Source organism: Okeanomitos corallinicola TIOX110 (genome assembly GCF_038050375.1).
Lineage (GTDB): Bacteria > Cyanobacteriota > Cyanobacteriia > Cyanobacteriales > Nostocaceae > Okeanomitos > Okeanomitos corallinicola.
Genome location: NZ_CP150886.1, coordinates 4,982,287 through 5,002,184, shown reverse-complemented (window position 1 = coordinate 5,002,184; position 19,898 = coordinate 4,982,287). Strand labels below are relative to the sequence as shown.

Annotated in this window: 17 protein-coding genes and 4 pseudogenes; 13 read left to right on the top strand and 8 right to left on the bottom strand. The window is 38.2% G+C overall.

Annotated elements, in window-relative coordinates; genetic code table 11:
- Positions 1 to 58: 58 nt before the first annotated feature.
- Both WJM97_RS22080 and WJM97_RS22075 read left to right on the top strand, forming a co-directional pair.
- Positions 59 to 1,177: an AAA family ATPase gene (locus tag WJM97_RS22080; RefSeq protein WP_353930899.1), complete on the top strand. Its 1,119-nt coding sequence runs from the start codon at positions 59 to 61 to the stop codon at positions 1,175 to 1,177.
- Positions 1,170 to 1,943: a hypothetical protein gene (locus tag WJM97_RS22075; protein ID WP_353930898.1), complete on the top strand. Its 774-nt coding sequence runs from the start codon at positions 1,170 to 1,172 to the stop codon at positions 1,941 to 1,943. Before WJM97_RS22080 ends, WJM97_RS22075 begins: the two co-directional genes overlap by 8 nt.
- A 91-nt stretch (positions 1,944 to 2,034) precedes the next feature.
- On the opposite strand, the gene WJM97_RS22070 is transcribed toward WJM97_RS22075, so the two are convergent.
- The 3 genes from WJM97_RS22070 to WJM97_RS22060 form a co-directional block, all read right to left on the bottom strand.
- Entirely contained in the window at positions 2,035 to 2,439 is a 405-nt protein-coding gene (locus tag WJM97_RS22070) for a type II toxin-antitoxin system VapC family toxin (RefSeq protein WP_353930897.1), read from the bottom strand.
- A 5-nt stretch (positions 2,440 to 2,444) separates the two neighbouring features.
- Entirely contained in the window at positions 2,445 to 2,681 is a 237-nt protein-coding gene (locus tag WJM97_RS22065; protein ID WP_353930896.1) for a type II toxin-antitoxin system Phd/YefM family antitoxin, read from the bottom strand.
- 352 nt (positions 2,682 to 3,033) lie between these two features.
- Entirely contained in the window at positions 3,034 to 4,089 is a 1,056-nt protein-coding gene (locus WJM97_RS22060) for a hypothetical protein (RefSeq protein ID WP_353930895.1), read from the bottom strand.
- A gap of 269 nt (positions 4,090 to 4,358) precedes the next feature.
- On the opposite strand from WJM97_RS22060, the pseudogene WJM97_RS22055 reads away from it, so the two are divergent.
- Together WJM97_RS22055 and WJM97_RS22050 are read left to right on the top strand one after the other, a co-directional pair.
- Positions 4,359 to 4,680 (top strand): annotated as a pseudogene (locus WJM97_RS22055) (Uma2 family endonuclease); the annotation flags it as partial.
- 38 nt (positions 4,681 to 4,718) lie between these two features.
- On the top strand, positions 4,719 to 5,999 hold the full coding sequence (locus tag WJM97_RS22050) for an ATP-binding protein (RefSeq protein WP_353930894.1): 1,281 nt from the start codon (positions 4,719 to 4,721) through the stop codon (positions 5,997 to 5,999).
- 321 nt (positions 6,000 to 6,320) lie between these two features.
- On the opposite strand, the pseudogene WJM97_RS22045 reads toward WJM97_RS22050, so the two are convergent.
- A pseudogene (locus tag WJM97_RS22045) lies at positions 6,321 to 6,788 on the bottom strand (nitrogenase component 1); the annotation flags it as partial.
- 147 nt (positions 6,789 to 6,935) lie between these two features.
- On the opposite strand from WJM97_RS22045, the gene WJM97_RS22040 reads away from it, so the two are divergent.
- Genes WJM97_RS22040 through WJM97_RS22010 form a run of 7 tightly spaced genes read left to right on the top strand, consistent with a single transcriptional unit; the run spans position 6,936 to position 12,780 of the window.
- A complete protein-coding gene (locus WJM97_RS22040; protein ID WP_353930893.1) occupies positions 6,936 to 7,259 on the top strand; it encodes a hypothetical protein in 324 nt (107 codons plus the stop codon).
- Positions 7,260 to 7,297: 38 nt separating this feature from the next.
- On the top strand, positions 7,298 to 7,960 hold the full coding sequence (locus WJM97_RS22035) for a hypothetical protein (protein ID WP_353930892.1): 663 nt from the start codon (positions 7,298 to 7,300) through the stop codon (positions 7,958 to 7,960).
- Between the two features lie 14 nt (positions 7,961 to 7,974).
- Positions 7,975 to 10,584 (top strand): hypothetical protein, encoded by a 2,610-nt coding sequence (locus WJM97_RS22030; protein ID WP_353930891.1) that lies wholly within the window; start codon positions 7,975 to 7,977, stop codon positions 10,582 to 10,584.
- 3 nt (positions 10,585 to 10,587) lie between these two features.
- Entirely contained in the window at positions 10,588 to 11,607 is a 1,020-nt protein-coding gene (locus tag WJM97_RS22025; protein WP_353930890.1) for a hypothetical protein, read from the top strand.
- Positions 11,608 to 11,626: 19 nt separating this feature from the next.
- Entirely contained in the window at positions 11,627 to 12,010 is a 384-nt protein-coding gene (locus WJM97_RS22020; RefSeq protein ID WP_353930889.1) for a hypothetical protein, read from the top strand.
- Positions 12,011 to 12,013: 3 nt separating this feature from the next.
- On the top strand, positions 12,014 to 12,367 hold the full coding sequence (locus tag WJM97_RS22015; RefSeq protein WP_353930888.1) for a hypothetical protein: 354 nt from the start codon (positions 12,014 to 12,016) through the stop codon (positions 12,365 to 12,367).
- Between the two features lie 2 nt (positions 12,368 to 12,369).
- Positions 12,370 to 12,780 (top strand): hypothetical protein, encoded by a 411-nt coding sequence (locus WJM97_RS22010; RefSeq protein WP_353930887.1) that lies wholly within the window; start codon positions 12,370 to 12,372, stop codon positions 12,778 to 12,780.
- Positions 12,781 to 13,912: 1,132 nt separating this feature from the next.
- Here the strand turns inward: WJM97_RS22010 and WJM97_RS22005 are convergent.
- Entirely contained in the window at positions 13,913 to 14,194 is a 282-nt protein-coding gene (locus tag WJM97_RS22005) for a hypothetical protein (protein ID WP_353930886.1), read from the bottom strand.
- 404 nt (positions 14,195 to 14,598) lie between these two features.
- Here WJM97_RS22005 and WJM97_RS22000 point away from each other — a divergent pair, with 404 nt between their 5' ends.
- Together WJM97_RS22000 and WJM97_RS21995 are read left to right on the top strand one after the other, a co-directional pair.
- A complete protein-coding gene (locus WJM97_RS22000) occupies positions 14,599 to 15,318 on the top strand; it encodes a hypothetical protein (protein ID WP_353930885.1) in 720 nt (239 codons plus the stop codon).
- A gap of 519 nt (positions 15,319 to 15,837) precedes the next feature.
- A complete protein-coding gene (locus tag WJM97_RS21995; RefSeq protein WP_353930884.1) occupies positions 15,838 to 16,032 on the top strand; it encodes a hypothetical protein in 195 nt (64 codons plus the stop codon).
- 810 nt (positions 16,033 to 16,842) lie between these two features.
- Here the strand turns inward: WJM97_RS21995 and WJM97_RS21990 are convergent.
- The 3 genes and pseudogenes from WJM97_RS21990 to nifH all read right to left on the bottom strand — a co-directional run.
- On the bottom strand, positions 16,843 to 18,243 hold the full coding sequence (locus WJM97_RS21990) for a site-specific integrase (protein WP_353930883.1): 1,401 nt from the start codon (positions 18,241 to 18,243) through the stop codon (positions 16,843 to 16,845).
- A gap of 125 nt (positions 18,244 to 18,368) precedes the next feature.
- Positions 18,369 to 19,265 (bottom strand): annotated as a pseudogene (locus WJM97_RS21985) (nitrogenase component 1); the annotation flags it as partial.
- A 134-nt stretch (positions 19,266 to 19,399) separates the two neighbouring features.
- Positions 19,400 to 19,858 (bottom strand): annotated as a pseudogene (nifH, locus tag WJM97_RS21980) (nitrogenase reductase); the annotation flags it as partial.
- Positions 19,859 to 19,898 lie beyond the last annotated feature (40 nt).

Genomic DNA, 19,898 nt, shown 5'->3' with positions numbered 1-19,898 from the left:
CAGATTAGATCGCACTTCCGATGATTCACAAGAATTATGAAAAAATAGAGATGAGAATATGCTAGAAAAACTAATACTTCATAATTTTAAAAGCCATAAATCAACAGAACTCAATTTCGATAATTCCCGATTACATGGAATCGTAGGAAAAAACAGTGCTGGTAAAACATCAATATTACAAGCATTGCATAGTCTAGGTATGCTTACTCATTTATCATCCACACAAGTCTTTAGAAATGAAAAGTCACCTGAATTTCTGACAACAATTGGTGAAAAAAGAATGTTCATCAAAGTCAGTGGTTATTTGCAAGATAATATTAGGAAAAAATGGGAGTTTTACTGCAACTATAAACAGGACGGTTATAGCCCTACAATTATATTAGATATAGATGGACATCAATATAATTGGGATCAAGATCCACGTTTTAGAGATATATCCAAGATTCCTCAATCTTTAAAAAATACTATCTATTTAAAATTAATAGCCTCCAATCTTGCCAAAGCAGCTTACAGTGAAGAAATTACACCGAAAATTGAATTTGATGGATCAGGATTAGCACCCACTTTAGATTCTCTCCGTGATGAAACTCCAGATAAATTTCAATTAATAGAAAAAAAGCTGAGTCGAATTGTCCCAAATGTACGCAAAGTAGGCATCAAGCGAGCAAAAGTTCCAGTCACTCGTGAACGCTTAATCGAAGTTGACGGTAAACCTATTTCCTATGAAGAAACTCAGGAAATGACAGGTCAAGAAGTTGTACTAGACATGAATACAGGTGAACGTATTCCAGCCCATGCAATTAGCGAAGGAACAATGTTAACTTTAGGATTATTAACTGTATTAATGAATCCTAATCAACCTAATTTAGTTTTATTAGATGATGTGGAACAGGGACTTCATCCTCAAGCACAACGCGAGTTAATGACAGTTTTTAAAGAAATCATTGCCGAAAATCCTAACCTGCAAATTATTTTTTCTACTCATTCCCCTTATATTATTGATGCACTTACTCCTTCTCAAGTCCATATATTAAATAACAGTAAATCAGGGTTCACAATGTCGAAACGTTTGGATGAACATCCTGATGTAGAATGGGCAAAAGAAACCTTGACAACAGGTGAATTTTGGGATGCTGAAGGTGAAGATTGGATAACAGAAGGAGAAGTCAGTGATTGAGTTTATTGTTATAGTTGAAAGTGGTGCAGATGCTAGAACTGCTACTCAATTAGCCGAGCGAGTTTTGCAGGAAAAATTCGATTGGTTAGATGATGATATTCTGCAACATTGTTTTGATTGGACTGGTTTAGAGTCAGGAACAGAATTTTCCTGTTGGAGAGACATTCACAAAATTATTGAAGATGCAAAAGAGAAATTAAAATATAAACCTTCCAGATTTTTAGGTCATGATAGTGATGGTGTACGTTTAAAAGCTGATGGAGCAAGAGCTATTAAAGTTCTGAATTTAGTCCGTTTTCTGCAAAGAATACGACATATTAAAGCTGTTATTTTTATCCGTGATTTAGATAATCAACCAGAACGTAAAGAAGGAATTGAACAAGCACGTTCAGAACATATTAATAAAACACCAAAATTAGAAATTATAATTGGTGCTGCTAATCCAAAACGTGAAGCATGGGTTTTAAATGGGTTTATTCCATCTAATCAACAAGAGGAACACATTCTCGAAGAAATCAAAAATAAATTGAGTTTTGATCCTTCCATAGAGTCACACAGATTACGTGCTACTTCTGAGAAAGAATCTGAACGAATGAGAAATGTAAAAGTAGTAGTTGAACAACTTACAGGAAATATGGAACGGGAAAAGCAGTGTTGGGAAGAGACAAATTTAAAACATCTACGAGAAAGAGGAGTTGATACGGGTTTGACAGATTATCTCTGTAAAATTGAGGAACGATTAGCTGCCATTATTGTGTCTGAGTAAACTGAGTAAAAGCTATTGTGAAATGATACAAGATATCAAAATCCTCAAATCTCCATAAATAAAATAGTAGGTTACTAATTTTTAATTGGTATTAACCTTTATTCCCAGCCCAAAGAATAGTAGTATCTTGATAATCTTTAAACATTGAATCCGCAGTCACAACCATCATACTTTCCATCTGTGCTTGTGCAATGATCATTCTATCAAAAGGATCTCGATGATGCAAAGGTAAAACCACCGTTCTGAGTGCATGAGAAGTTGTAATTTCCAAAGATTTAACCCCCAATTTGGTCATGCGGCTAGAAACGTAACTATCCAGTGGTTCTGGTAACGGTAACTTACCAATTGCCACTTTTATCCCCATTTCCCACACACTAGCAACAGAAAACCATAGTTCATTGCTTTCATCAGCTATATGTGAAATGACCTCTTCATTCAACCGCTCAGGTTCAGCAAACCACCATAAAAAACACTGTGTATCTAGTAGTAGTTTCACTCCTCCTATCCCTCAAACGCTGCCAAAATGTCCTCTGGTAAAGGAGCATTAAAGTCTTCTGGAATTACGAATTTTCCTCGATCTTGTCCTAAACTATCTCTGCGGTGAGACGAGACACTAAAGGGAACTAACTTTGCGACGGGAACACCCCGGTTAGAAATAATGATCTCTTCACCATGTTCTACACGAGATAATAGACGTGAGAGGTTGGTTTTAGCTTGATGGATATTTACACTTTCCACAGGTTTCTAGCTAAGTCTACAAACTAAGTTTACTTTGATTATTTGATTTTGGCAAGAATTACAGCACTTTCCGATGTCATAAGGTACAAGAACCCCACCCCCAACCCCCTCCCCGCAAGCGATGAGGGGGCTATGATGTACTTCATAATAAAGGAATATGCTGTAAAAAGAAAACTTATAAGCTATAAATCTACAGAACTCAATTTCGATAATTCCCGATTACATGGAATTGTAGGAAAAAACAGTGCTGGTAAAACAACAGTCTTACCAACATTGCATCATCTAAAGTGAAAACTATTATAGACCTGAGTGCGATCGCTACGCTGACCGAAGCCACAGCATCATCAATGAATTATCTACTATAATCGCAGACTTGAGGAGGTGCTTGACCTGATAAAAGTCCAGTCACTTGAAAAGGTTTTGCAGAACTGGTTGGATCAAATGATATCAAAGCAGCATCAATTACCTTATAATCTCCTGGTGCATTTAAACGCCATAATTTTGGAGTTTCTGAAACAGGAAAAGGTTGATCAAAACAGTAAGCATTAGTATCACCATGCAACAATAACACTGGTTTATCTAAATTTGCTGCCAATGTCTGCAATTGTTGACAAAATCCTTTATAAGCAGGATTATTGATACATCTGCTAAAAACATCTCCTGTACTACCATCAGGAGTAAATGGATCTAACTGAGTCGCTACAACGACAGCTGATGTATCATCATTTTTGGCCAGATCAAAAGCATAATCAAGCCACATTGCATTCTCTTTATCTCTTTGGTCTACCAGTTGATTAACTTTTTCAGGATCATCGAGAAGTATCTCTGACCGACCATTATCTGTACTCACAATATGTTGTGTGACAAACCGAATATCTTCATACCACCAAGTCTCATTTTCTGGTAAGGTACTTTGTTGTTCATATTGCCATTCAGCATTAACAGTTTTAGGCTTGTTGAATAATACCCGTCGAATAGCGTCCAGTCTTTCTAACTCTGATTGTGGCACATTCAGGCTCTCGCGATCGCAATCAGTCCAATCATTATCCCCTGGTGTATAGAATACCGGTTTAACTATTTCATCTTTCCAAAACTTCTGATTCTTCTCCAACCAAGCATCAGAACAAGCATCTTGTGGACGACCAAGATCACCAAGATGGAAGACAAAAGGTATATGATCATTTTCCCGAATTTTCGGTGCAATATCTTCTCTTAATACCTGTTCATCAGTCCTACCATCTGCCAATTTAACCATATAAGGTATGTCACCATAGGCTGCAAAAGTGACTGGTGCTTTAGAACTCAAAGTTTCAGCTTTTACCCCAGTTGTGAAAATGAAAAGAAATAATAGAAAACTCACAACTAACTGAAAAAGTTGAGGATGCTTAGAAGTCAATTTGTTTTTCATTGAAAAAATGTGTTCAAAATAACTGCCGTTAATATTCTACGATGTCTTCTCATCAATAATCTGGCTGCATATTAAATCTTTCTAAAGATATTGTACACACAATTTTTGTTGTTGCTGAATTCTTTGCAGATACACTTTAAGCATGATTGAGCAATCGAAATTTCTTAATCTTAATATGCTCTCATGTTTTGCTGTTATAAGAAAAGCTATTTTTTGATGATCATTATTGTCAGTTGCTATAATCAGAACAAACTTACAAAAATCCTGATATGATCACCATTCCCCAAAAACCACCGAAAATGAATGACCTTTGAGGAATATCTCCCATGGGAACTTGACCAAGATATTCGCTATGAATATATCAATGGTGAAGTTTTTGCCATGACAGGTGTTACAATTCCCCATAATGATATTGCTCTCAATCTTTACAGACCTTTATATTCTCATCTCTGTCCTAGAGATTGTCGAGTAAATGTATCAGATGTAAAAGTACAAGTTAGTCCTAACAGCGTCTACTTCTATCCTGATTTGATTGTTAGTTGTCACCATGATGATATCAATGCTCGTAAGTTTATTAAACATCCTAACTTGTGATTCAATTTCCAATTTGTAAATAAAGGCGAAAAATCATGAATTTGAAAACTGAGGATCTGGAAAATCCAGAAGGACAACAAGCAGCACTAAAAACTTCTCAAACAGAATTATTAGCATTGTTTAATGCGATTCAAGATGTAATTCTCGTTTTAAGTGCAGAGGGAAAATATTTAAAAATTGCCCCTAGTAGCGCTCCTTCATTATATAAACCTCCTGCGGAAATGTTGGGTAAAACCTTGCACGATGTTTTACCTAAAGATTTTGCTGATCGTATTATGGGTTGTATTCGAGAAACACTAAATACTAAGAAAACTGTCAAAATAGAGTATAGCTTACCAATTGCTGATCAAGAAGTTTGGTTTGAAGCTAGTATTGCCGCTATGGATGAAAATAGTGTGGTTGTAGTGGCTAGAGATATCAACAATCGCAAACAATTAGAAGAAAAATTACGTCAACAAGCACAAGATTTAGAACAGACTCTTCAAGAACTAAAACTCACCCAAACTCAGATGATTCATTCCGAAAAAATGTCAAGTTTGGGACAATTAGTAGCAGGAGTAGCCCACGAAATTAATAACCCTGTGAATTTTATTCATGGTAATATTGAACCTCTCCAGGATTATACTCAAGACTTATTAAGCCTGGTTGAATTATACCAAAAATATAACTTTGATCATCATCCAGAAATTCAGGAATTTATAGACAAAATTGATTTGGAGTATATCAAAGAAGATTTACCAAAAATGATTAATTCCATGATAGTTGGTACGCAACGTATCCGTAAAATTGTCTTATCTTTACGGAATTTTTCGCGGATGGATGAAGCAGAATCTAAAGTAGTAAATATTCACGAAGGCATTAACAGTACATTGATGATTTTAAAACATCGTCTTTTGGATATTCAAGTAATTAAAGACTATGAAAAATTACCATTATTAGAATGTTATGCTGGGGAAATTAATCAGGTATTTATGAATATATTAGTTAATGCTATTGATGCTATAGAACAACAGTTTTATCAAAATAAATTAGCAGAAATACCAGAAGAATATTCCGGTAAAATCAACATCAAAAGTAGAGTTATAGATTCTCAGTGGATAGAAATTAGCATCACAGATAATGGTATAGGGATGAGTGAGGAGATTAGAAAAAAAATAATGAACCCATTTTTTACAACTAAACCTGTAGGTAAAGGAACAGGCATAGGAATGTCTATAAGTTATCAAATTATCACTGAAAGACATGGTGGTAAATTACATTGTCAATCAACTATTGGTAAAGGTACAGAATTTATAATTCAAATCCCTATTCATTAATAAAAAACAAGAATATCATCATATCTCTACGTTTTATTTCCGTCACCACAGCTTCACCTCACTAAAGACTAAATTTAGTCTAAAAACTCAAGTTCAAAAAAGTTATCTCATATAACAAAATAACCAATATTAAAAATTAAGTATCGGCTCAAACCCAGATAAAATAAGATTTTTATTACTTGCAGTTATCAATAAACAATGTTATTATAGAACATGATTAATCTAAATATAAATTCAATTTAGGCTAAAAACTAAATTTCTAAAATTCTAATTTTCAAAACCCTTAAAATCGTGAATATTTCAACCTCAATTACTAGGTTCGGAGTAATCCCAAGAGTGCATTTGACGGAAAGGAAGACCCATTTTTTGGAATACATACTTCTCTTTCACACCAGAAGCAACTAAGTCTGGTTTCAATGCTTTGATGAATTCTTCAAATTCGTAAGCGGTAACGTCGTCATAAACGATAGTTCCGTTTTCGATGTAGTTAGTAGTACGTTTATAGTCATCATTATGAGCGAACTCATAACCAGTACCTACCATCTTCATACCCAAATCTTGGAAAGCAGGTACAACGTGACGGGGACGTAAACCACCAACCATCATTGCAACTGTCTTACCTTCCAAACGGGGACGATACTTAGCAGTAATCGCATCCATTGTGGGTTGGTATTTAGCAATTACTTTCTCAGCGTTTTCTTGAATTTTAGAATCAAACTTAGAAGCAATTTCGCGTAAAGATGCAGCAATCTTGGTAGGACCGAAGAAGTTATATTCCATCCAGGGAAGATAATTTTACGTATCCTGAAACCACTACCGGGCAAGCGTTTCATCTCTCTATCAATTTTTGGGATTATTTTTAGCTTAAAAATCATAAATATATTGCTTGTATTCTTCCACGAATATATAGTTGTATTAGTATATTTGTTTGTAATCATGGCTGAAAGAACCTTACAAGAAGTCCTCGGTAGTGGCGCGTCTCAGACCGCCTCTACGATAGGTCTAAGCAAGTCCGATCTGGGACTGACGGATGCAAACTGCACGGCCGACAAAGTAATCGCTGCGATTGTTATTAAAGCATTGGCAACTTTAGATAGAACATACTTCGACGCTGATTTAACTCAGACCGTTTTCGTGGAAAAAGGATTTGATCAATTTCTCCCCAGGGGAACAAATAATGATAATTATGTTGTGCGCCAAATCACAGTTAACTTGGCGAAACTAGATGCTGATGCAACTTTGAATCCTGAAGATTATTAATTTATTTAGGGGGGGAATCCCCCCATTTTTATACTCACATGACGCAATGCAAACGAATTGTTTGGGATTTAGGAACACATGAAATCCAGAATACAGCCAATTATTCATACCAAATAATTGACCCTTATCTAGAAGGGTGCAAAAGATATGATCTTTATGGATTATCTAGCTATTACTCCTTAAAATATAATTCAAGCACTAGAGAGTGTGAGCCTGGAACAAGTTACACCAGCACACGTTTTTTGGTAAACGGTTCTTATTACCAAAGAGCGAATATAAATAGAGGGTTTAATCCTAGAGCTATATTTCTTCCTCAAGGAAAAACCGGGAATACTTTTTGCGGCGAAACAACAAGTTATGGATGGCAGATTGTTGACTATAATTCTGATTGTAGCCAAGAGTTTCACTCTCCAATTACAGCATTTAATACAGATGGTCAAGCTTTTTTTTTAGATTTAATTTATTTAGATGTAATCTCAGGAAATCCACCGCCAATCAAATTAAAGATAATTGATGGCGGGATTGAATCATTACACTCAATTAATAACAAAAATTCTGTATATGTAGAAGATTATGAATGTCAGCCAGAATGCCCACCAAATACAATAGACTGCGGCGATTGCTGCCTAGATTGTAATATGGTTTTTAATTCCATCTCTGCAATGAGGCAGACATTATTATCAAGATTTAATATTAAATAAAATAGGAGAAATGAATGTCATCTTGTTCTGGAATTTCTAGCCAATTATCAGGATTGTCCTCTCAAATTTCGGGACTTGGGGGGAATTTTGCAACTAAAGCCGATATCGCAAATCTACAAGCACAAATTAATAGTTTAAAAAAAAATAATACAGATGAATATGCCAGGAGAATTGCTAAACAAGCCCTGGCACAAGCTTATCGAGCGGACGCTAATGCAGATGTAGCTAAAGGAATTGCCTATGGAGTGCAAGCCGATCTAGCAACATTAAAAGCCATTCTTGCCGGACTCGGTGCAGCAATCGCCGCAGCCCTAGCATTAGCCCCTTTGATTGCATACTTGCGGGCTTCTATCGCTGGTCTTGCCCAAGGCATTCAAGGTGCTTTGTCCGCAGCTGATGCAGCATTGTCTTTAGCTCAAAGTTTGCTTTACCTGAAAAATGTGGCCGCCGAACTCCAGCGAGGGGAATTAAGTTTAGAATCTGCCGTGGGATTAGCTCAAATGGCTGTCTCAGGTTTGAGGGGGCAGGTTAACAACATTCAACAACGTCCAGGAAAACCAGGTGCCAGGGGTCCTGCGGGACCACGGGGCAACAATGGAGTAAGAGGACTTATAGGAGGGCGTGGAAGCACAGGTCGGACTGGTAATACAGGTCGGACTGGTAATACAGGTCGGACTGGTAATACAGGTCGGACTGGTAATACAGGTCGGACTGGTAATACAGGTCGGACTGGTAATACAGGTCGGACTGGTAATACAGGTCGGACTGGTAATACAGGTCGGACTGGTTCTAATGGCAGAAATGGTAGAGATGGCAGGAACGCACCAAATTGGAATATTCCCTACAGACCTACAGGTCGGAATGGTTCTAATGGCAGAAATGGTAGAGATGGCAGAAATGGTAGAGATGGCAGGAACGCACCAAATTGGAATATTCCCTACAGACCTACTACACCATCTCCAACACAACCAGCACCGATTGTAGTTAGAGCGACTCCAGTAATTCAACCGATTAGGACTCAACCAGTGCAACCCGCAAAGCCCCAGATTGTAGTTCAACCGATTAGGACTCAACCAGTGCAACCCGCAAAGCCCCAGATTGTAGTTCAACCTGTTAGGAATCAGCCAGTAAAATCTCAGCCACAAGTAATAGTGCAACCTGTTAGGAATCAGCCAGTAAAATCTCAGCCACAAGTAATAGTTCAACCTGTTAGGAATCAGCCAGTAAAATCTCAGCCACCAGTAATAATGCAACCTGTTAGGAATCAGCCAGTAAAATCTCAGCCACCAGTAATAATGCAACCTCAACAAATTACCCAAATAGCTGAAAGGGTAAAAGTTCAAATTATCCCACAGATTCAACAGCGTACAGACGCGCCTATTGTTCCCTATACGTCCAATCCTCAATTAGTGAGGCAACAATCACAGCAGATTACCCAGCAAGTTAGACAGCAAGTGGTAGGAGATGTACAGCGCATTTACCCAAGACCAATTCAAAATATTCCTCAACTTTCCAACCAGGTCAGACAACAGCAGCAACAAATTATTCAAATTCAACAAAAGATAGGGACACCGCAAACACAAATTATCAATAAGACCACCAATCAAATTATTGATAAAACTCAAACACAAATTATCAATAAAACCACCAATCAAATTATTGATAAAACTCAAACACAAATTATTAATAAAACCACCAATCAAATTATTGATAAAACTCAAACACAAATTATCAATAAAACCACCAATCAAATTATTGATAAAACTCAAACACAAATTATCAATAAAACCACCAATCAAATTATTGATAAAACCCAAACTATCAACAAGACTCAAACACAAATTATTGATAAGACCCAAACCATCAATAATACAATTATTCAACCAACAAAAGAGACTAAAATAATTCAGCAAGTACCCATCGCTGGAAGAAATGGAATTGATGGAAACCCTGGTAGAAATGGAAAGGATGGAGAAGACGCAGACATGAGATTTATAACAATTCAAATTCCTACTTGTGATTGCGAAAATCAAGGCGGTGTATATGTTCCAGTCAAGGTGTTGGCAAGTGTGAAAGCTATTACCAATAAGGCAGGAAGTGACTCCAATGCCTCTACAATTATTAAGGAAGCGGAGGAATTATTTAATGTGAATGCTGCCATTTGTTTAGCTAAGAATAATAAGCCGGAAGCATACGCAGTAGTACCTGAGTGGTGGCAAGTTCGCAGCTTCCAAAAACCACAGTTAGTAGTGCAATTCGCAGAAGATTTAGGAGGTGGAAAAGTAGGCAAAAGTAGGTGGACGTTAACTATCCCTCATTACAACAAACCAAAAGAATATAAGTTGAGTTTGCCACGATACACCAAAGGTTCAACGGAAGCGATCAAGGTTCTGAATGACAACACAAAAATCATTGTTAACGCTTCTAATGAATCCGAATGTTTGAAGATAATAAATTCGTGTCTGGTTCATGTCCCAGAAAGTTTAAAAGTAGATACCAAACCTCCAAAAATCGGACAAAGACCAAAAACTTATTCAAATGTTACCGTCAAACCTGTTTACTGTCACTTTTTCAGTAAAGGTCAAAAAGACATGATTCCTGATTGGTCGAAGGAGCTTGATTAATTAATGGAAGCTGCAAAAATTTATGTCATTGATGGAAAGTTTGCAATTGAATTAAAGGCTTTTGCAAAGATAATCAATTATTCTCCTACCGCACTCTTAGATATAGTGCGGAGACTTTTATCTAAAAGAATTAGGATAGGGATTAAATGGAAAAAGAAATGGTATATTCTTCTGCCAGATATGCGTAGATTTTTACAGCTTTTAGACGGGAAGGAAGTACCGGATCAAATCATCACTACACCATCCAATCATGATATTGATCTTGAGAAAAACTGGGTGGAAGTTGTCAAAAGATACCCAGCACTTTTACCAAAAAGAGACAATGAGGAACTAGCACGCCCCAGGTACAACCTACCCCCAGTTTCTCCCAATCCAGCAACGGGGCAATTATTTATGGTTCAGTCTTCGACCTTAAACTCAAAGACTGACCTTTTGATAACCAATGTAAAAAACAATAACTACCGTGCTACAACTGCATACAGTTACGGTTATCAAATCAGTTACGACCCAAAACTTATGTCTACATTTGATCCAGGTACTGCTGGAAGCCTGAATTCCACTCAGTTACCCCAAGCCTTTTTTGAAGTTTGCCGCGCTCTTGATGCTGCCGAAAATTTAAGGAATGGAGCAAACCCGGGTGTGGCACCAAGGAACAATATCAGCACAACCGTTAGCTTCGATACAGGCACGATAGCAGTTGCTGCTACATTGCCTGTAGTGGTTTCGGTTGGTGGAGATGGATCAGCCACTATTAGTATTTCAGATTACCTGACTGGCTATTCCACCTTTGATGGTGGTGGTGGAGATTTGAAATCCACTCATCTGGCAGCGGCTCTTTACGAAATTTCTAATATTTTAGCTAATGCTGAAAAAGCGGTTACACCAGCTACTGATCAGCCCAATAATATTCAGATTGTGGTGGATAAAGAGGCTGGGAATGCTCAGGTAAATGCAAACATTCCATTTACCACATCAGCCGCTGCAAACGGTGATGTTGTCATTTCTGCTATTGATTACTTGTAATTTCAAGGAGGATTTTTGAATGGCTAAGGTTGGGCCTCCCGCAACGGTTCTGTTTGGAGAGAAAGAAGTTCAGACAACATCAGGGAAGAAAAAAAGAAAGCTTTTTGTACGGCTGCCTAGAAAGACTGCTGAGTTTTTTGGGCTACCAATAGAAAAGGATGCCTCTGTTGAAGTTACCCGGAAAGGAAAAAAATTTAAACTCCCAATTCGAGGTAGTAATAGCGTATCCATTAAGGTTCGCGCCGGTGGATCCGACGACAAACCGAAATATAAAAATATTCCCGTTCCTGCTGGGTCAAACATTGAAGAAATCAGGGAATTTATTCTCACCAAGATTACCAAGAATAAGCCTGACCGCTTTGCGACCCCAAATGGAATTACATGGGACGTGAATGAGAAATAGTTAATGTTTGAAACTAAACTAATTTTCAAGCAAGAGTACAGATTTGATTTAAGAAAAGTTAAGTCTGTACTCATTCCTTTAGTTTTCAATGATTCCACGCTGATTATTTCAGCTATCCCCAAGACTAAAGGGCAAGATAAATTTTCGACTTGCGGGAAGATTGAAGAACAATTAATTGAATTTCCAAACAAGTTAGTTGCCTCTGAGCATAAAATTAAGTTATTGAAAAATGTTCAATATAATTTTTCGGGGCAAGGACTATTCCAAATAGTTTTTTATCCCTATCAATCAATTGGGAAAATGGAATTTTCGATAACTAGAATCCTGGGAACAACCGCTAACGATATATTGGAGTAACAATGGATGTTGAACAATTTCTAAACATTTTCCTTCCAGTAGGCGGTGTTATAGCTGCCTATTTTAAAATAAATAATGACATTCAAGCCAAAATCGCTGACAAGAATTCAGAACAAGATAATTCTATTGAAGCTTTAGAAAAAAGGCTTGATCAACAAGCAACGGCACTTACATATGAAAGAAGACTGACTAATGAACAGCAAAAAAACATCTTAAAACGAGTCAAATATAAGCTTTTGTCCCAGGACGAAAAGATTGCAGATATGACCGATTACCTGAAGGTGTTTTCTGAACAGACTGGATCACCTCAATTCAGGAATCGAGATAGCAAATTAGACATTGAATTTACTCGTTCGTTAATGAATGACGATGAACCACTTGGCGGTGATTTAAATTCGGAGACTTTAAGCTAATAATGGAAACTAATCCTTATAGTTACGACGAATGCTTGGCAATACTTTACGCTTGTTCAGTCCTGGAATTACACATACAAATAATCCCAGATGACAAAACATCCAGGATTCTTGGGCAAGGGATATTACAGCGGATTTTAGAAATGAGTCACTATGACCGGATAGAGTTCATGAAAGAAGTCACTCAGTATCTGTAAGTTGTTTGAACTGAGAATAAGCCTCTTTCCATGCGGCTGAACCGCCCTTACTGCAACCCCAGAGACGCTCAATAATCTCTGTCTGGTTCAGTTCAGAGTTCAGAGAATTAATTAACCCTAAAGATTGTTCTTTGGTTAAATCGAACCGTGTGAACCGGGGGTATTATCGCTGAAAGCATTGGTATTGTGTTGGTTCAGCGGTTCAGATGACGGTTCAGATGGTTCAGGGAAATCAAAAATTAGAATCTTTGTAGTAACTGTATACAGTCGCCTGTAGACGGGGCGAGCAGGGAAGTATGCAAGAAAAATACAAAAATAAAAATAAAACTGTCACTTTAACCGTCACTTCCGTCACTTTCCTTATACAGCAAGGATTCTGAACCGTCACTCAAACCGTCACCAAGTCGTCACCGATCCGTCACTCCGTCACTTCTGCTTTTCATTCTTTGTGGCAAAATTTCTAATATAAAAAGTCACTTTTGCCCGTCACCTTGACACTTTCCTTACCAGGTAAGGATTCCAGCCCGTCACTAGGGTCGTCACTGGGTCGTCACTCCCGTCACTTTCTTAAAAAACGGATTCATCTCTAAAAAAATAATGTTTTGGAACTTCAACCTCCACAACCTCCACTTTCCTTTGTGTAGCAAGGATTCGAACCTCCACTTGAACCTCCACTGAACCTCTACTTGTGGATTGACACTCAATCCACTTAAAATGAAAGGACTGAGGTTAGCCGGTTTAAAGTACCTTTAACATCAGTCCTTATGCTCCTATTTATGTAAACTATCCGACGTTGATTTTCTTTTCTAGGGGTTTACCGCCTCTTGACCCGCGATTAACCCTTTCCATTAGAGATTGACGTTCTCACATGAAAACCTCTGGTTACTGTCCAGAGGTTTTTATGTTTTCAGGTATCAGTTTTTAGGCATCAGTTTCTAGATCAACATCAATTCTTCCTCTGAAATGCAGTCAATATGAGGCAGAGGTAGATGAGCATCCATGCCTAATCTTTCCCACCTTACATAATAATCCCATGAATCTCTATATACCATCCCCACGACTACACCATAGTCGCGGATAGTCAGTCCATATTTCCCGTCTAGTTCATCATCACAAATCCATTCATTGCAAACTCGTTGGTTAAACCAGAATTTTGGTTGAGGTATAGACGGATGCGTGAGAGACAACAGATGCTTTTGTGTGGGGATAGAGGACACACATGATATACCAAGCAGAACAGATAAAAATTTTCTCCTAGACAAGAGAAAACGTTGCCATAAATAGCTATGACTCGATAACATAATAAGACTCCTAATTGTCCGACTTAAATTAGGTGGAGTCGCACCAAAGAGGGAGGGTCACTGACTCTCTCTTTGGGGCGCATGACCCCAGCGGTTTTGTTGCAAAAGATTCACAATTCATTAAAAGCAACTCAGATAAAGCGACAGAAAACGAGCGACGCTACGACTTACCGTTATTTTGTCAACACTTCTGTTTTTTGCTCTGTATACACAGTCTAAGTCATTGTTTTTGTATTGTCAACACCTGTGTTTTGATGTTGTAGACATTTTCCCTCGACGCAGCTAATATGTAAACAGTAATGTTTACACTATAGTCAACAATGGCAAGTAAAGTAATTTCATTTAGATTAAGTGATTCCGAAATTGAAATACTAGAATCACTGAGATCGCCTAGTGACGAACAATCGTTAAATGTAACCGCTGCACGATTATTAAGGAATATACTGGGTACGTCTACACAAGAAAACAAGCCTGTAGACAGTATAGGTATCCAGGAAATAATCAAGAGAGAAATAAAAAACCTCTCTACTGAAGATACAAAAACTGAAGCTGTAGACAGCATAGTGATAAAAAGCCTGGTATCTCAGGAAGTGCAAAAAGCAATAACTGAGTTGATATGTCAGACAAAAGAGTCTACAGGATCTTTAATCACCACAGACACAGAAAAAGATATAGGCGATCGCCTAACCAAATTAGAGGAATCGCGGGACAAGATAGAAGGGTTCGAGGCTGATTTTAATGTGTGGGTAGACGACTTAAAGGATGTAAGTATGCTTTCCTCTCAAGTCAAACATTTGTCCTCAAGAGTAGAAAATGTCGAAAAAAGCCTGAATGATTGGGTTTTGCGCTTGTGCGAGATGATGAATTATTGGGACAGTAAGATGCAGCAAGTCGTGGATAAACTGCGCGCTCGATTGGTAAGGTATTACGGAGATATCAAAGAAGATACCCTGATAAAACTGAAAGTAGGTAAACAATCATCGCACTCCAAATCCATTGACGAATTTATTAAACAGCTAGAAAAGTACGGGGAAGAATAAAGTCATCCGATTAAACCGTCACAGATCCGTCTCTTGATCATCAACTATCTACTTCAAGCATGAAAGGCGATTACTTCCCTAGTGGTAATCGCCTTTTTAGTGTGAATTATAAAAAGTGGAGGCTGAAGTTCCAAAACATTATTTTTTTTAGAGATGAATCCGTTTTTTAAGAAAGTGACGGGAGTGACGACCCAGTGACGACCCTAGTGACGGGCTGGAATCCTTACCTGGCAAGGAAAGTGTCAAGGTGACGGGCAAAAGTGACTTTTTATATTAGAAATTTTGCCACAAAGAATGAAAAGCAGAAGTGACGGAGTGACGGATCGGTGACGACTTGGTGACGGTTTGAGTGACGGTTCAGAATCCTTGCTGTATAAGGAAAGTGACGGAAGTGACGGTTAAAGTGACAATTTTATTTTTATTTTTTGTATTTTGAGCCAGGACAATCGAATTTACTAGATCATTGATGAGTGATGATGAACCATTATCAGGTGATTTAAATTCGGAGACTTTAAGTTAATGGAAACTAATCCTTGTAGTTACGACGAATCCTTGGCAATACTTTATGCTTGTTCAGTCCTGGAATTACATATACAAATAATCCCAGATGATAAAACATCTAGGATTTTGGGTAAAGGGATATTACAGCGGATTTTAGAAATGAGTCACTATGACCGGATAGAGTTCATGAAAGAAGTCACTCAGTATCTGTAAGTTTCTTGAATTCCGAAACGGCATTTCGGTACGCGTCATTCTCTCCAGGCTTCGCCCCCCAAAGGATTCCAATGATTTGAGTTTGAGATAATTTCATTTCGTTTCGCAATCTTCCAATTTCCTCTATAACCTCATTTCGTGCCATCCCGAAACGCCCGAAATGAGATTTTTTATTCTCTGAAAGTGCTACTGTGTCGTCGTTTCGCTCATTTCGGAATAGGGGTAAATCCGTTTCGCCGAAATCAAAAATAGTTTCCCAACTGGGAACAGGCACAGGCGAAAACTCACCACGGTGAGGGGTCCACTCAATGGAGAAATTACTGCCTGTATGACACGGTTGGGATAGAGGAAGACATCTAAGGCACAAAAAATTGACGGGAAGACAGCTAGACAGTGTTGGGAAAAGATAGCTAATTCTGAAAATATTTTTGATGGGAAATTGGGTGTAACCGAAGACGAAAGTGTAACCGCCTTGATACACAAGGATTCCAGCGGTTACACTTCGGTTACACCTGGTTACGTTTCACCCAAAGTGTAACCGGAGAAAATTTAGAGTCGGTTACATTTTCCCAAAACGTAACCGAGTGTAACCAGAGTGTAACCGAGTGTAACCACCTGAAACCCTTACACAGCAAGGCGGTTACATTTGACCCTCCGGTTACACCTGTTTTTCCTGAAAATAAAAATTTAGAAATTAGTAGCAACAATCAACCAAATAGTACAGAAGCAGTACAACCCCTCAATATATTTGGGTATTAATTGAGGGTAAAAAATACGCTCAAAGATTCTACTCTCATCTTTTAAGGAAGCTCAATTGATAATTTCTGATATTTGTCTTCTAGCCAAAGCTGATTTTAGTAGTTCAATTTCAGCCTTCAACCTTGCGTTTTCTTCCTTCAGTGCCTCAATATCATCTTGCCGATTAACAGCTAAATTGATAACTTTTTTGCGGTTATCGAGGCTAAACCACCTCTGATAAATTTCTGTATGAATCTCAACCGAGTGACCCAAATTATCAGCAGCGGCTTTAATTGGTACACCCATAATATGCGCTCGAATTGCCCAAGCGTGGCGTAAATCGTAAGGGGTAAATGGAATGCTTACCCGTCTAAACCATGATGAACAATTAATCCTAATAGTGTTGATATCAGTGAAACTGGTTTTACCCTCAATCTGAATTTTCAGCAGTTCCAAAAACCCAGGATTCTTTAAATCAAACAACTCAACCCAGTCAGGATGTAGGGGTAATGCTTCTCTGTATCCCGTCTTTGTTTCCGGTGAAACCTTCCAAGTATTATCAGTATTATCAGGTGATAACCACCAATCAATATCAGGATTTACAAATACCTCGCGTGGACGCAAGCCATAGGTAGCAAGCATTCCATAGACCCACTGCCACAATTTCCAAGTTTCTAAAAATTGTTTTTTAATAGTTGACTTTCTGTTAATTGAATACAGATAAAAATTCTGGTAAATCTTAACCACATCCTCATCACTGGGAATATCCCTGATTCGAGGTTGTGGTTTTTTGACTTTGATATTATCCAGAGTAAATGCGGTTAAGTTTAGAGTTGACTTGAGAACATTTAAAGTTTTAATTGCGCTTTGTTTAGCGTGATCATTACGTAAATTACTCAGTTGTAAATCTATAGCATCTTGAGTAAGTAAAGTATCTACACCTACGTATCTTTTGAGGTAATCAATGTAATAGTGAAAAGTGTGCTTACTTTTCTCCGTTAACTTGTGAGTTTTAAAATATTCAGTTTCAAATAACTTGAGTGATTCCCCCACAGTGAGAATTGATTTTTTCTTAGCTAATTTACCTAAGTATTTTTCATTCCATTCAAATTGTTTCCTAGCGATTAACTTACCCAATTCGTGAGCTTCTTCTTCTGCTGTTTTTAAACCATCCAAATTAGCGGGAATATTCAGAGAAATTTTGTATTGCTTGTGTCCCGTTCCCTTCCGGTCAATATCACCCGGTTTGATTGGGAGTGAGGCATATAACTGGATAGTTCCGTTGGCTGCAATCAGTCCAACTTTGACCTTGCCGTCCTTGAGTCTGGATTTAACTTTTTCTAGCTCTGATTGAAATTTCTTCTCTAGATGTGATTGTGTTGCCTTCATCTGACGTTGAGTTCCTTGGTAACTTCCATCGGTAGATGCTGGTGGATTGTAGTCGTCAAAAATTCCCTGATCTGAGTTATTCATTAGTGGAATAATTTTGGAATAAATTTTTTACCATTTTCTGACCACTGCAAACATTGTTTAATTTGAGCAAAGTTATGACTGGACAGAATCACGGTATCAAGTCCAAATATCTCATATTTCAGTCAGGGAATACCATAAGCTTCTTCCATGTGACGGCTGATGTAGTTCATCGAGCGGTAACAGTGGATGAGGTTCATCTTCACATTGGGGGTCATCAACATTTCGTTGATAGTACCGTCACCAGACCACTGAGCAACTACACGTAAACCGATTTCTTCTAATAAGATCCGGCTGGCCCAAGCGTCACCACCGATGTTATAGTCACCGATAATTGCTACGTCGTAAGGAGTACCTTCAAACTTCAATGTACCGTCTTTCTTACCTTGATCTGCTTTGGGGAATACCCAGTCACGAATCATGTCGTTAGCGATGTGGTGTCCTAATGACTGAGACACACCACGGAAACCTTCGCAACGTACAGGAATAACAGGCTTACCGATTGTTTTGGATGTCTTTCTAGCTACTGCTTCGATGTCATCCCCAATTAGACCGATGGGACATTCAGATTGAATAGAAACCCCACGATTTAAGGGGAATAGTTCATCTAATTCTTCAATTAATTTGGTCAGTTTCTTGTCTCCACCAAACACGATGTCGCGTTCTTGGAAGTCAGAGGTGAAGTGCATAGTACCAAAGGTATCTACACCAGTAGTACCTAAGTAGTAGTTACGACGACCAGACCAAGACCAGTAACCGCAACCTACGGGACCGTGGCTGATGTGGATCATGTCCTTAATAGGACCCCAAACCACACCCTTAGAACCTGCATAAGCACAACCACGAGCGGTCATTACACCAGGTAAGGATTTGATGTTAGATTTAACACCACAATCAGATTTACCTTCTTCGTGTACATTTAAGTGTTTTGCACGCTTTTTAGCAGCTTTTTCGGGATAAGCTTTAAGAACGTCTTGAATGAGTTCTTTTCTTTCTTCAACAATCTTCTTGTCTGGAGGAGTCATGTCTGGCCTCTCTTAAATATTCTGGATATTTGGATGGATAGGGATGGGGAAATTAATCCCCAAGGGGAGGGAAGGGAAGGTAAAAAGGAAATTATGTAGAGTTTTCCTTTTTCCTGTTCCTTAATTACTGAATACTACTTAGCAGCAGCAGCCTTACCAATTACGTCAGCGTTCTTGGTATCATCGTCTAATAGACCGTATTCGATCAATAGAGCTTCTAATTCATCCATTTCCATTGGTGTAGGAATGGTGAGTTTTTTGTTTTCGATGATCTTCTTAGCTAATGCGCGGTACTCTTGACCTTGGTTGCTGTCAGGAGCGTACTCGTTAACGGTCATACGACGCAATTCCGCGTGTTGAACGATATTGTCACGAGGTACGAAGTGAATCATTTGGGTGTTAAGACGTTTAGCCAAGTTTTCGATTAACTCGTCTTCACGGTCAACTTTACGGCTGTTACAGATCAAACCACCTAAACGTACACCACCGGAGTGAGCGTATTTCAAAATACCACGAGCGATGTTGTTTGCAGCGTACATCGCCATCATTTCACCGGAGGTAACGATGTAGATTTCTTGTGCTTTACCTTCACGGAAAAGATTATTGATATGATCCTAATAGCCGTAAAATGTT